This window comes from Hymenobacter sp. YIM 151858-1, assembly GCF_025979705.1.
Lineage (GTDB): Bacteria > Bacteroidota > Bacteroidia > Cytophagales > Hymenobacteraceae > Solirubrum.
In genome coordinates, this window is sequence record NZ_CP110138.1 from 16,518 (window position 1) to 29,263 (window position 12,746).

A 12,746-nucleotide genomic window follows, 5' to 3' on the forward strand; every position below is an offset into this window, starting at 1 on the left:
TTCTGCTTGCCCTTCTATGGCTTTTGATAATTCCGATGAGCAGCTCTTGCTTGACGAGAAAGTTAAGCTATTCAAAGAGTGGTTTGAAAGCCCGCACTTCGACCCGCGCATGCTTCCGTTTCGCGAGGTCTTGGAGGATTTAAAAGAAGTCAAGAGCAAACGGGACGGCAGCGGCCAGGTGGACCCGGCTACGGTATCGGGCCAGGTAAGGGCACTGCTGAATGCTTTCTATGCTTCGCATCTGACGCCGCCGTCCATGTACGACCAGGCGACGTCGGTGTACCAATCGTTTCTGCAGAAGCAGATTTTCTTTCGGCAGCGCACCGTTGATACGGTCGAAGAGTTGGAAGACGTTATCCGGCGGTTCAGCGCGAAAAGGAAACACTTGTTTCGCGGCGTCCACGATGCCAGCTTTATGCTCTACAGCTCGCTTCAGCGGACCTGGAAGGCCCGGGGGTGGTTTAATCAGGCCATCGACTACCACCAGTTTGTCGCCCGGTTGGTGGCCAATGCCCGCTTGTACTGCGGGGGAATACTCGCGCGGTATATCGATGCGCACGGGGGCGACTACAACAACGATGTCAGCGTGCTGAGCATCTTGCAGCACTACGGCTGCCCGACGCCCATCCTCGACTGGACCTACGATTTTCGGGTCGCGCTCTACTTCTCGGCGTTGGGCGCGTCATCCGCCTTGCCGCGCTCAAGCCGGGAAATCGACCGCTACCTGAGCATTTATTACATCAAGGAGAAATGGTTTACCCCCAATAGCCTGCGGGTTATGCTGGAGACAAGCCTTAAGGGAAGCTTGGACCTAATCCGGCCCGCCGTGCTGGAAAAGCTGGAGCAAGACCTGGCTACCAACCCCGCTTTTGCCACGTTCACGACCGAGACGATAGAAAAGTTTAAGCAGGACGATGAAGCCCTTGTGCGGGCGGCGCTCAGCTCGTATCACGTGGCCGGATTAACCAACCACATGTGTCAAATCGACTTGCTGTCACGAATCCCGGCGTTCTACTTCTCGGACCGGGAGGAAGAATACGTTCCGATTGGGCTCCAGAACAGTCCCAACGTAACCAACCAGCAAGGCGTCTTTACGTGGAACAACTCCGCGGCCAATCCCATGGAGCACACCGTGCGTGAAATGATGCTGGCGGAAAAACCGGACACGATACACTACTACACGAAGTGCCTTAACATCAACAAAGCGCTGATACCACACATCTTTGACCACTTGGCCCACGAGGGCATTACGCCTGATTTCATCTTCCCGGAGAAAGACCAAGAACACCTGCGCAATCTGGTGTGGCGCATTTTTGAGATAACGGCGAAGGAGTTTGAGCCCGCCAGTACCGCCGCTAATTAACCGCTCGTTGTTCTGCAGCCGCGTCTTTTTTGAGGGCCGTCGTCTATGAGGTGTACCAAGTTGGTATGGCGTACCTCACCTTAATCCTCGATTGTCATGAACAACGAACCAGATGATTGCTGCGACGGCACCTGCTGCGGCGGCAATACCAGCGGGTGCTGCTAGGCCGCCCGCGGCATGAAAAAAGGGAACGGGCGTAGGTCCGTTCCCTTTTTGCTTGGTAGGGCCAGGAAGATTAGGCGACCGTGCCGTCGCAGCCGGGCCTACGCGGAATATTTCGGCGACTTTTTTAGCCCTAGTCCTGCCTCATCAGGCATCTACCGCGCCGAGTGGGCCGGGCACTGGTACCGCTATTCCAGCGGGCAACGGGTGACTATCATCAAGAAGAACCCGCTCAAAAACTTCGTTATGCGGCGGCTGCCGTGAGGAGGTCGGCTTTTCCCCGGTGCCGCACCAGCAGCGCCGATAGACCCATTATTGTTGGCGTGGCATCACTGGTTTGGGCACCTTCAGCGTGGGCGGCCAGGCGCACGGGGCCGGGTTCAAGCGGTGGGGGACGGAGCGAACTGCGTACGGGCGAATTCCTGCGCGTAGGCTTTCACCTGGTCGCGCACCGTGCGGAACTGCTGCATGATTTCTTCCTCACTGCCCACGGCCTTGGCCGGGTCTGGGAAGTTGTGGTGCAGCTTCCGGGCTGAGGAAGGAAATACCGGGCACACCTCGTTGGCGTGGTCGCACACGGTCAGCACGTAGTCAAAAGGCACGGCGGCGTACTCATCGACGTGGTTGCTGGTGTGGTGCGAAATGTCCACGCCGTCTTCGGCCATCACGCGCACGGCGCGGGGATTAACGCCGTGCACTTCAACGCCCGCACTGTAGATGATGGCCTGGTTGCCCAAGGCTTGCTGGAGGTAGCCGTGCAGCAGTTGGCTGCGGCAGGAATTGCCGGTGCACAGCACCAGCACGTTTTTCTCATCAGTCATGGGAGGAAAAATGGAGAAGTAGCTACGCCGTTGGTGACCCCATCTTATCCCCGTACCAGCGCCGCCGGAACCAGAAAGCCAGGTTCACCAGCGCAATCAGCGCCGGCACCTCAATCAGCGGCCCAATCACGCCGGCAAACGCCTGCCCCGAATTGAGCCCAAATACCCCGATGGCCACGGCAATGGCCAGCTCGAAGTTGTTGCCCGTCGCCGTGAAGGCGATGCTGGCATTCTCCGCGTAGCCCGCCCCCAGCCATTTGCCGGCCGCGAAGCTGAGCACGAACATGATGCCGAAGTACAACGCCAGCGGCAGGGCGATGCGTAGCACGTCGAGCGGCACCTGCACGATGGTTTCGCCTTTGAGGCTGAACATGATGACGATGGTAAGCAGCAGCGCCACGAGTGTGATGGGGCTAATGGCCGGGAGGTACACCTGCTCGTACCACGCGTTGCCCTTCAGGCGGCGCAGAATGGTGCGCGAAAGGAAGCCCGCCGCAAACGGGATGCCCAGGTAGATGAGCACGCTCTGCGCGATGTCCCCGATGCCGATGTTCACGGCGTAGCCCTTCAGGCCAAAGAAGGGGGGCAGCATAGTGATGAAGAGCCAGGCTAGCACCGAGTAGAACAGCACTTGAAAGAGGGAATTCAGCGCCACCAGTCCGGCCGCGTACTCGCGGCTGCCATCGGCCAGGTCGTTCCACACGAGCACCATGGCAATGCAGCGGGCAATGCCGATGAGAATCAAGCCCATCATGTATTCTGGCTTGTCGGGCAGCAGCCAGACGGCCAGAAAGAACATGAGCAGCGGCCCGAGTATCCAGTTCAAAAACAAGGACAGCCCGATGATGCGCGTGTTCCGGAAGACCTTGGGCAGCTCTTCGTACTTGACCTTGGCCAGGGGTGGGTACATCATCAGAATCAGGCCCAGGGCCAGCGGCACGTTCACGGTGCCCACGGAGAAGTAGTTCACCGCGTCGTTCATGCCGGGCACGAAGTAGCCCAAAGCCACGCCCAGCGCCATGGCCAGGAATATCCACAGCGTCAGGCCCCGGTCCAGGCCCGAAAGCTTTTTCTCGGCCAGGGCGGCGGGGGCCGGAGCGGCGGGTACGGGTTGATTCAGCGTCGTCATAAAAATAGCTGTCTTACGCAACGCCTACGGTCGGGCTGCGCCGCTCCATTTGCACCGTGTTGCGCCACACGCCGTGGTGCTGGCCAATTCGCTCCCGGTAGCCAATGATGCGGAACCCCGCCTGCGTGTGCAGGCCAATGCTGGCCTTGTTTTCTTCAAACGTGCCGGCCTGCAGCGTCCAGATGCCGTGCGCTTCCGAATCTGCAATCAAGGCCTGCAGCAGGTGCCGGCCCACGCCTTGCCCCCGCGCCTCGGCCGCGATGTACACGCTGATTTCGGCCACGCCGCCGTACACGCAGCGGCTCGACACCGGCGAGAGCGCCGCCCAGCCCAGCACTGTGCCGGCCTCGTCCACCGCCACCAGGCGGCTATGGTTCAGGTGGGCTTTGTCCCAGGCTTCCCAAGCCGGCGCCTGGGTTTCAAACGTGGCATTACCGGTCGCCATGCCGGCTTCGTAAATGGCCTTCACCGCCGGCCAGTGGGCGTCCGTCATCGGGATAATGGTCATGGCAGAAACGGGTTAGTAGGCTTTGCGCAGCATGTCGGCGTACTCGTTGGGCAGCGGCGAGGCCTCCACCGCCCGCGCGGCTTTCTCCACGTCGTATTCCACGCGCACCAGCTCCGAGCGCACGCTGCCGGGGTCCGTCAGGGTGGTGTGCTCGTCCAGGTGCAGCAGTTGGTAGGCGGCCCGCGGGTCGCCGTCTTTGGGCTTGCCCACCGAGCCGATGTTGAGCGCGTGCCGGTAGCGGGTTTCGCCTGCGTGTTCGTAGGCGAAGGTGCGGTGGTAGGGCTTGTGGGTGTGCCCAAACAGCAGGATGTCGGCCTGGGCTTCCTGCAGCACCCGCAGGAAACTGGCTTCGGGCCGGTCCTCGAACAGGTACTCGTTGATTTTGCGGGGTGAGCCGTGCACCATCAGCAGGCTCAACGTGCAGGGCTCTTCCTGAAAGTCCAGGCGCATGTGCTTGGGCAGGTAGCGCAGGTAGCGCCGCTCGTCGGCCCCGACCACTTGGTTGGTAAAGGCAATGCTCTGGGCGCCCAGGTCTTTCTCCGTGTCCGTTTTGTAGGCGCAGCCGCAGTTCTCGCTGGCCAGGCCAATGCCCTGGTCGTAGTTGCCGGCCAGCGTCGGGATGCCCCGCCGGCGGACTTCGTTGACCACTTCATTCGGCCAGGGGGCGTACCCCACTAAGTCGCCCAGGCAAAAAATCATGTCCGGGCGGCGCCGGTCCATATCGGCCAGCACCGCTTCCAGGGCCGGCAGGTTGCCGTGCACGTCGGAGAAAAAGGCAATTGTCATCAGAGAGAAGAAGTCAGCAAAAGGCAAAAGAGCAACTCAGCAAAACGGCGCCACCTGCGAAGGCAGCGCCGTTGCGCAAGCTTAGCAGCACCCGCCGCCCGGGGTGCAGCCGGCCACCTGCAGCTGGGGCAGGGCTAGGTCCTGGGCCGGAATGCCGCAGGCCTCCTGGGCCAGGCAGGCCGTGTGCTTGGGGGTGAGCACGAAATCGGTGCCGTCGAAGGTGAGGCCGAACTTGCCGATGGTGGCTTGCTGGTACTCCACCTCGATGTCGAGGTCTTCGCGGCCGAGGATTTTCTCCGACAGCTTCAGGATGTGCAGAAACTTCTGGGGCGCTAGGCGGTGGTCGTAGTCGCCGGCCTCCCAGAGCTGGAAGTTGGCGACCGTCTCGCGGCGCTCGACGCCGCCGCAGTCGATGAAGTGCTTGCTCACGAGGCCCACTTCCGTCACGTGGAAATGCGAGGGCAGGTACTCACCCGAGGGCAGGCGAAAGTTGACGGCTTCGAGACCCGCGAGGGTCTGCTTCATTTCGGCGATGTTCATGGTCAAGCGTGGTTGGGTTGAGGATGTTCAAGAAAGGGGTTGGCAAAAGCTGCGGAATCAGCAGCTGCACGCATCCGCGGGTCCGCAGGCCGGGCTGGCGGTAGCTTCAATGAAGAAGGCCGTGAACTGCTGCTGCACCTGCTGCAGCAGCTCGGTATTGAGGCAGTAGCACACCGTCAGGCCGTCGATTTCCCCGCGGATGAGGTCCAGGGCCTTGAGCTCTTGCAGGTGCTGCGAAACCGTGGTGCGCGAGAGCGGCAGCTCGGCGGCGATGTCGCCGGAAATGCACGTCTGCTTGGAGGCCAGCAATTGAATGATGGCCACGCGGGCCGGGTGCGCCAGCGCCTTCGCCACGCGGGCCAGTTGCTGTTGTTCTTCCGTAAAGGCGGCGGTTTTAGCGTAGGTCATGGCAGGCTGTGAAGTATGTCGCAAATATACGACATAATATGACGCATGTTTACGTCATAAAGTTTTTTTCAACTTTTTTTCACCGCCAACTACATGCATTCAGCCGCAGGCGCCTACATGCGCTTGGTGAGGTGGTCGGAACCAAGGCGCGCAAACTCCAGCACCCGCGCCGCTTACAGTCAATTGCTCGTGGCGAAGGAAGTAATTTTATTTATCTAATAATCAATGCATTAACTGAGAAACTTGGATTTTTTTCGACGCCTGGGCAAACCCCGCCCTATTTACTGATATAACCTTCATGAAAGCTCGCTTCTACATCCTCAACCACGCGCGCCAGCTGGCCCCCTGCCAGCGGCAAAGGGGGCCTCCATGTGCGCTCGGTCGGCCCTCTGGTGGACGTGTTGCTCACCGGCATTTCCTGGCCGAATTACAAGCAGAGCCGGTTTTTACGTATTCCTAGGTAGAAACCTGTTCGGACCTGCGTCCGAACCCGAGCCGGCCCGTTGCCTTACCGCACCGGGTCGGCAATAACCGGAACCGCAAGGTTCCACCCCGCCAAGGCGACACAACCATACCTCGCTGCGGCAACCAAAAAATCCTCCATCATTCATTGAAGAACGAACATGAAACACCAGTACTCAACGCCGCCCGCACGGGCGAAACTCATCCAGAAGCTGTTCAGCGTTGCCCTTCTGATACCCTAGCCTTACCGCCGACTCCGGTCGCGGATGTGAATGCGAGCCCGGCGCCGGCGCTGGAGTCGCAGTTGCTGCCGCATGTCAGGCTCCACGTAGAGCAGCAAGCCAAGCACTGGGACTTGGCCGTTCGGGGTAAACTTCAGTCGTTGACTACCCCGCAGGCCTTGGCAGACGACTTGGCGCGGGCGGCGGCTAACGTCCGGCGTATTCTGGCAATGGCCCAGCCACAGCTGCGCGTCGGCAACGCGTTGCCCTTGGCGTACCAGCAGCAAGTGTTGCGGCAAATCCTGAACGTTCAGCGCCTGCAGACCCAATTCGAAACCCAAACGTCCGGCGGGGCCTACGCCCCGCACGTGCGGGCGGAACTGGAAGCGGAGCTGTTCGGCTACGATTTGGCATTGGACCCGCGCTTGCGCCCGGTATACGGTTACCTCACGACCGTTGGGTATGAACCCGCGGAAGTGGAGCAGTACGGGCGTTTTGCTTTGCGGCTCCGGCCGCATATGCTCAGCCGCACGACGCTGTCCATTACCGATACCCTCGACAAGGCCGTGGTCCCGGCCGCCTACACCAATCTGCCGGTCACGGCGCTGATTCCGAACCTGTCAGGCTACGTACGGTGCTTTCTGGGCAGAATGGTGACTGCTGCTACCATGCAGGAGCTGGAGTTCCGCTACGTGGAGGCTCAGTACCACGGGGGCGTTGGCTTGGCCGACATTGACTGCCTCTTAACGAAGCAACTGCAAGATGTCCCGCCGGACGTTCGCGACCGTTGCCGGGCAGCGGGCATTGATGTCCGAGAGTTCGGTACCTAACCCTGCCGTAACCCGTAGCGCCGGTAAAGTTCGGCCAGGCCGGCCTCGTTCGTTGTGAACGGGAAGGGCTGGCCGAATTTTAGCAGCTTGGCCCACAGCATGGGCGGGCCGGCTTCGCCTGCTACCTGCACGACCAGTGCGGCGAAAGCCGCGGGGCGAATGACATTGCTGAGCCCCAGGGCCAGCAATGGAACAGCGGGCGCAGTGGCGAAATGGCCGAGTAGCACCGGTTCGGCAAACCACTCCACTTCCTCCCCCAGGCCCAGGGGGTACTGCGGATGCGTGGGGTCCACGCGCAGGGGCGGGAAAACGCTGTCGTCGAAGCCCAATGCTTTCATCCTAAACTGACCGGTACCGGCTAAGCGAAGTTATACGTAAGCCCGCGGTTTTGAGCGCGCCCGCCAGCCGGCGGAGCGCCGCGCCGGCCCAACCGCGGTATGCGGGTACATTGGCTGTTTGCCTTCCAACGCGTAAGCCGCTCCCTCACCGGGGCGGCTTTTTTCGTATTCCGTGCTGCCAGATAGCTCAGAGCCGGGTGCGAAGGAAAGCCAGGAGCTGCTGCTGCCCTTGTTCCATGGCTGCTACGCGCTCCGTGAGATGCTCCAAGGCTGCCAGGATGGCTTCATGGCCTGCCACGAGCGGCTTGTCAGCCACGGCCGAGGGCGTACGGCCCTGCTCCTTTCGGCGACGGGCCTTGCCCGCGGATTGACTTTCGAGTGGATGTGCCCGCCCGGCCCGTTGGTTACAGGCCGCCACGCGGCAGGGGCTGCCGCAGTATTTCTGCACCCACCGCTTCTTGGGAACAAACTTTCGCCGGCAGTACTCACAGGCAATTTGGGAAGTGTCGTGGAGGGACATGGGCGTTTGGCGTTGGTACCAATTGCAAGTAACGAATACGCTTTTTGTGTCCTTTTTCTGACGAGCAGCGGGCGGCAGGTTTGCAGCGATGAAACGCTCCCCCTCTTCTGCACCGCCGACCAGGCTGCTGGTCCTGGCACATCCGCCTGACCGGGTTGTGTCGTCTCCCCCTGCTTCACGGTGCCGGCAGCCGTCGTTGCCGCCGGTTTTTTCGTGCGAATACGGGCGTAAATCCAGGCAAAAAGCTACCAGACAGTCGATTGCGGCTAGAGCTGTATCAGATAAACCGTTCGCGGCCCGGCGCCACCTTTGCCGGCACCCTCCCCGCGGGGCGCTGCTTCTGACCCACCACCCAACATCTGTCGCCCTTACTACCCTGTTGCCGGTCCGGCGCGGTGATGCGGGGCTATTTACCGCCGGCGGCACGCTTTAACGCGGGCCTCCACAACCCTGTTTCTCACCCCACAACCGGGCGCCTGATGCCCATAATTCCTACCTGCGAATAGCATGAACCGCATGAAGATTGCCCTCTGCACTGCCCTGCTGGCCTTGTTGGCCGGGGCCTTTTATGCCGCTTACCGTGGCGTGCAACTGTACCGCGAAGTCACGCGGCCCCTGGAGCCGGTGGCTGGCGCTCCAGCCCTGCTGGCGCAGCCCGGCAAGCAGGTGACTACCTACAGCTTTTCCGTGGTGCGCGAAGTAGTGGCGGCACCGGTACCGGTGGCCGCGCCGCAGCGCCCCAAACGGGCTCGCCGGCCGCAACGACCGTGAGCGGGGCCCCGGTTAACGCGCTGTCCTTGCTCGCGCAGCCAAGTTTGCACCTGGCCGGCTCTGCGGGGCTGTTCCAACTGAACGAGGTAGGCAACTACTGGTGGGCCGTTGCCGGCGCCCCGGTTTAGTTGGTAAAGTTCATGCGCTGGATGCGCCAGGCGTTGAGAATAGCCAGCAGGGCCACGCCCACGTCGGCAAACACGGCTTCCCACATGGTGGCCACGCCGCCGGCGCCCAGGGCCAGCACCACACCTTTCACGGCAAAGGCCAGCCAGATATTCTGCCACACCACCGTATGCGTGGCGCGGGCAATGCGCCGGGCCGTGGCAATCTTGCTGGGGTGGTCGGTTTGAATGACGACGTCGGCCGTTTCAATGGTGGCGTCCGAGCCCAGGCCGCCCATGGCAATGCCCACGTCGGCCAGGGCCACCACGGGCGCATCGTTCACCCCATCGCCCACGAAGGCCAGTTTATGGCCCGCGTCCTTATACTGCTGCACGTAGCGGGCCTTGTCTTCGGGCAGCAGCCCGCCGTGGGCTTCGGTGATGCCCAACGTGGTGGCCACCCGCTGCACGATGCTGTCCTTGTCGCCGGAGAGCATGACCAGCTTCGTGATGCCATCGGCTTTCAACTCCTGCACGGCGCGGGCCGCGTCCTCCTTCGGTGCGTCGGCCACGGTCAGGTAGCCGGCGTACTGCCCGTTGACGGCGGCCACCACGATGCTGTCCACTACCTGGTCCACCTCGGGCGGATAGGCCACGCCGAATTTGGCCAGCAGCTTGGTGTTGCCGGCCAGCACGTCGCGCCCGTCCACCCGGCCGCGCAGGCCATGGCCGGCAATTTCTTCCACGTTTTCCACCGCCATGCCAGCCGCGGCGGCGCCCACGTGCGTGACCACCGCCTTGGCAATGGGGTGGGTCGACTTGGTTTCCAGCGCCCCCACCAGGCGCAGCAGCTGCTCTGGTGCCGTGCCGGGCGCGGGCTGCACCTGCTGCACAGCAAACACGCCCTGGGTGAGGGTACCCGTTTTGTCCATGACCACGGTGTCGAGCTCGCGCATCGCGTCCAGAAAGTTAGAGCCCTTGAAGAGAATGCCCGCCCTGGAAGCGGCGCCGATGCCGCCGAAGTAGCCCAGCGGGATGCTCACCACCAGCGCACAGGGGCAGGAAATAACCAGGAACACCAGGGCCCGGTAAAGCCAGTCGCGAAACACGTAGTCCTCGACCACGAAGTAGGGAACGGCCACGAGCAGCGCGGCCAGCACCACCACAATGGGCGTGTAGGTCTTGGCAAACTTGGTGATGAACTGCTGGGTCTTGGCCTTGCGCCCCACCGCGTCCTGCACCAGGGCCAGGATTTTGGCCAGCTTGGTGTCCTGGTAGCCAGCCGTTACGGCGACCTGAATCAACGATTCGAGGTTGACCATGCCCGCGAGCACCGGCTCGCCCGCCTGCTTGGTCTGGGGGACCGATTCGCCGGTTAGGGCAGCGGTGTTTAGCGAGGCCGGGCCTTGGACCAACGTACCGTCGAGGGCCACTTTCTCGCCGGGCTTCACCTCAATGGTATCGCCCACCGCCACCTGCTTGGGGTCGAGCACCACGGCCTGCCCGTCGCGCAGGACCGTGACTTCGGTGGCTTGAATTTCCAGCAATGCCCGGATGCTGCGCTTGGCCCGGTTCACGGCCGCGTCCTGGAACAGCTCGCCCACGGTGTAGAACAGCATCACGGCCACGCCTTCGGGGTACTCGCCGATGGCAAAGGCGCCGAGCGTGGCCAGGCTCATGAGCAAAAACTCGTTGAACACGTGGCCGGACGGAATGCTTTGCACGGCCGAGCGAATCACCTTCCAGCCGACCAGCAGAAAGGCGACGCCGTACCACCCCAGGCGCACGAAGCCGGTGAAGAAAGGGGCTTGGTCGCGGAAGTGGTCCAGGGCCAGGCCCGCCAGCAGCAGCAGCAGGCTAGCCACGGCCGGCGCGTAGGGGTTGTGCCACCAGGGCGCCCGGGGTCCGGCGGCCGTTACCGGCGCGTGGTCGTGGCCGGGCACGTCGTGGCCCCGCGGCTCGGCCGCGGCTTGGGGGGTGAGCTGGTCGCGGGTCAACGCGCCCACGTTCTCGAGCTGCACCTGCTTGGCCGTGTGCAGCTCTTCGTTGCGTTGTTCGGGGGATGTATCGGGCATGGGAAAGCGGAATGAGGCACGCGGCCGGGAAGCGAGTACAAACCTCGGGCCCCGGTCGATGCAATGGTATTGCATTGTTTAAACCGCCCCAGCGCACCGGGGGCAGTGGCCTTTGACGACCAGGCTGGTTTCCTGCACCTGGTAACCACCGGGGAGGGCAAGGGCCGGCACGGGCACCGCGGGCAGGCAGGCGGTTTCCCGGCACCGAACGCAGAAGAAGTGCACGTGCAGGTCCCGGTGGAGCTCGGGCGTGCAGGCGGGCGCGCACAGGGCGAACTTGACCGCGCCGCTGCCGTCCTCGATGCGGTGCACCAGGCCCTTGTCGGTAAACGTTTTCAAGGTGCGGTGCACCGTGATGCGGTCGGCATGCTTCAGGTGCTGCTCGACGTCGGCCAGGCTCAGCGCGGTCGGCTCTTTTTGCAGCACGTCCAGCACCAGCAGGCGCATGGGGGTGGGCGTTATCTGCCGGGCAATCAGCGTGTCTTCGAGGGGATGGGCCATGGCTATTCTTCTTCTTCGGCGTTTTTCATCTTGGCCAGCAGCGAGTAGGCCCCATCCGTCACGAAAGTGGTGGTGGCCGGCACCGTTTCGGGCAGGGCGACTTCGGTGTACCCGTCTTCGCTGCGGCCCAGCGTCACGGGCACCATCCGGTAGCGGCCGGGGGCTTCCACGGCGAAAGCATAGTTGTTGCCTTCGAAGCGCACCAGGGCCGTGTTGGGCAGGGCGTGGGCGTCGGAGCGGCCGGTTTCGATGGTGGCCCGCACGTACAGGCCCGGCAGCAGGGCGGGGTCGTTTTCCTGGTCGAGGTGGCCGTGCACGCGCACGGTGCGGTCCTCGCCGATGGCCTTGCCCACCAGGTATACCCGGGCGGTTCGCTCGCGGCGGGAGCCGGCGGAGTCACTGGCCAGCGTGAAGCGTATCAACTGCCCTTTCTGCACCCGGGCCACGTCCTTCTCGAAGACGACCAATTCCACGTGCAGGTGCTCGGGGTCCACGATTTCAAACAGCGGCTCGGTGGCCGTCACGCTCTGGCCCACCGTCACGTTCACGGCCCGCACGAAGCCCGCCCGCGGCGCCCGCAGGGTGGCCGTGGTGGTGATGGCTTCGCCCACCGGCAGCCCGGCGATGCGCAGCTGCGCTGCTTGCGCGGCCGTTTGCACCTGCAGGGCTTCCGCTTCGGCCTGGGCCCGCTGGTAGTTTTTGAGCGGTGCCACTTCCTGCTGGTAGAGCTCGCGCTGGCGGGCCAGCTCGGCGTTGGCAAACTTCAGGCGGCTGCGCAGCTCCAGGTACTCCTTCTGCAGGGTGACAAATTCGGGGTTGCGCAGCACGGCCAGGGCTTCGCCCTTGCGCACGCGGGTACCCTGCAGCAGCTCGGTGCTTTGCACGTAGCCGCCCAGCGGCGCCGTAATGGACACGGCGCTTTCCGGCGGCACGTCCAGCGTGCCGTTCACGGCCAGGCCCGCGCCCATCGCCCGGGTGCTCAGGCGCCCGGTTTTCAGGCCGCCGGCCTGTTGCTCCGCCGGCGAGAGCGTCACTACGTCCGAGGCTTCGGCCGCTTCGTCGGCGTTTCCGGCCGAGGCCTCGCCCGCTTCTGTTTTCCGGGCGTCGGTGCTTTCCGCGTCGGCGGATTCAGGTTTTTCCTTGCTGCAGCCGGCCAGCGACAGGCTCAGCAGCAGCAACAGGGATGCTATTTTATTCATGAGAAAAA

At 62.9% G+C, this 12,746-nt stretch carries 13 protein-coding genes; 3 read left to right on the forward strand and 10 right to left on the reverse strand.

Translation table 11 applies throughout. The features are described 5' to 3' along the window. Positions 1–16 precede the first annotated feature (16 nt). Entirely contained in the window at positions 17–1,363 is a 1,347-nt protein-coding gene (locus tag OIS50_RS20115) for an FRG domain-containing protein (RefSeq protein WP_264694746.1), read from the forward strand. 542 nt (positions 1,364–1,905) lie between these two features. On the opposite strand, the gene OIS50_RS20120 is transcribed toward OIS50_RS20115, so the two are convergent. The 6 genes from OIS50_RS20120 to OIS50_RS20145 all read right to left on the reverse strand — a co-directional run bounded on the left by OIS50_RS20120 (position 1,906) and on the right by OIS50_RS20145 (position 5,717). Beyond that, positions 1,906–2,346, reverse strand: coding sequence for an arsenate reductase ArsC (locus OIS50_RS20120; protein ID WP_264694748.1), 441 nt, complete (start codon positions 2,344–2,346; stop codon positions 1,906–1,908). Between the two features lie 22 nt (positions 2,347–2,368). Further along, entirely contained in the window at positions 2,369–3,475 is a 1,107-nt protein-coding gene (gene arsB, locus OIS50_RS20125; protein WP_264694750.1) for an ACR3 family arsenite efflux transporter, read from the reverse strand. Positions 3,476–3,488: 13 nt separating this feature from the next. Further along, positions 3,489–3,983: a GNAT family N-acetyltransferase gene (locus OIS50_RS20130; RefSeq protein WP_264694752.1), complete on the reverse strand. Its 495-nt coding sequence runs from the start codon at positions 3,981–3,983 to the stop codon at positions 3,489–3,491. Between the two features lie 12 nt (positions 3,984–3,995). Further along, on the reverse strand, positions 3,996–4,769 hold the full coding sequence (locus tag OIS50_RS20135) for a metallophosphoesterase family protein (protein ID WP_264694754.1): 774 nt from the start codon (positions 4,767–4,769) through the stop codon (positions 3,996–3,998). Between the two features lie 81 nt (positions 4,770–4,850). Next, positions 4,851–5,309: a DUF6428 family protein gene (locus OIS50_RS20140; RefSeq protein WP_110980502.1), complete on the reverse strand. Its 459-nt coding sequence runs from the start codon at positions 5,307–5,309 to the stop codon at positions 4,851–4,853. A 57-nt stretch (positions 5,310–5,366) separates the two neighbouring features. Beyond that, positions 5,367–5,717: an ArsR/SmtB family transcription factor gene (locus OIS50_RS20145; protein ID WP_110980503.1), complete on the reverse strand. Its 351-nt coding sequence runs from the start codon at positions 5,715–5,717 to the stop codon at positions 5,367–5,369. A 610-nt stretch (positions 5,718–6,327) separates the two neighbouring features. Between OIS50_RS20145 and OIS50_RS20150 the strand changes: the two genes are divergently transcribed. Beyond that, the gene (locus OIS50_RS20150; RefSeq protein WP_264694761.1) at positions 6,328–7,230 is read left to right on the forward strand and encodes a DUF3626 domain-containing protein; all 903 of its coding nucleotides are present in this window, start codon (positions 6,328–6,330) and stop codon (positions 7,228–7,230) included. Here OIS50_RS20150 and OIS50_RS20155 read toward each other — a convergent pair. After that, positions 7,227–7,568: a hypothetical protein gene (locus OIS50_RS20155; protein WP_264694763.1), complete on the reverse strand. Its 342-nt coding sequence runs from the start codon at positions 7,566–7,568 to the stop codon at positions 7,227–7,229. The two genes, OIS50_RS20150 and OIS50_RS20155, sit on opposite strands and share 4 nt — an antisense overlap. 1,027 nt (positions 7,569–8,595) lie before the next feature. Between OIS50_RS20155 and OIS50_RS20160 the strand changes: the two genes are divergently transcribed. Next, positions 8,596–8,859: a hypothetical protein gene (locus OIS50_RS20160; RefSeq protein WP_264694765.1), complete on the forward strand. Its 264-nt coding sequence runs from the start codon at positions 8,596–8,598 to the stop codon at positions 8,857–8,859. A 124-nt stretch (positions 8,860–8,983) separates the two neighbouring features. Here the strand turns inward: OIS50_RS20160 and OIS50_RS20165 are convergent, their stop codons facing one another. The 3 genes from OIS50_RS20165 to OIS50_RS20175 all read right to left on the reverse strand — a co-directional run bounded on the left by OIS50_RS20165 (position 8,984) and on the right by OIS50_RS20175 (position 12,738). Beyond that, complete coding sequence (locus tag OIS50_RS20165) at positions 8,984–11,038, reverse strand: heavy metal translocating P-type ATPase (protein WP_264694767.1); 2,055 nt, start codon at positions 11,036–11,038, stop codon at positions 8,984–8,986. Between the two features lie 78 nt (positions 11,039–11,116). Next, positions 11,117–11,539, reverse strand: coding sequence for a Fur family transcriptional regulator (locus OIS50_RS20170; RefSeq protein ID WP_183405464.1), 423 nt, complete (start codon positions 11,537–11,539; stop codon positions 11,117–11,119). 2 nt (positions 11,540–11,541) lie between these two features. Beyond that, positions 11,542–12,738, reverse strand: coding sequence for an efflux RND transporter periplasmic adaptor subunit (locus tag OIS50_RS20175; RefSeq protein ID WP_264694771.1), 1,197 nt, complete (start codon positions 12,736–12,738; stop codon positions 11,542–11,544). Positions 12,739–12,746: the final 8 nt, after the last annotated feature.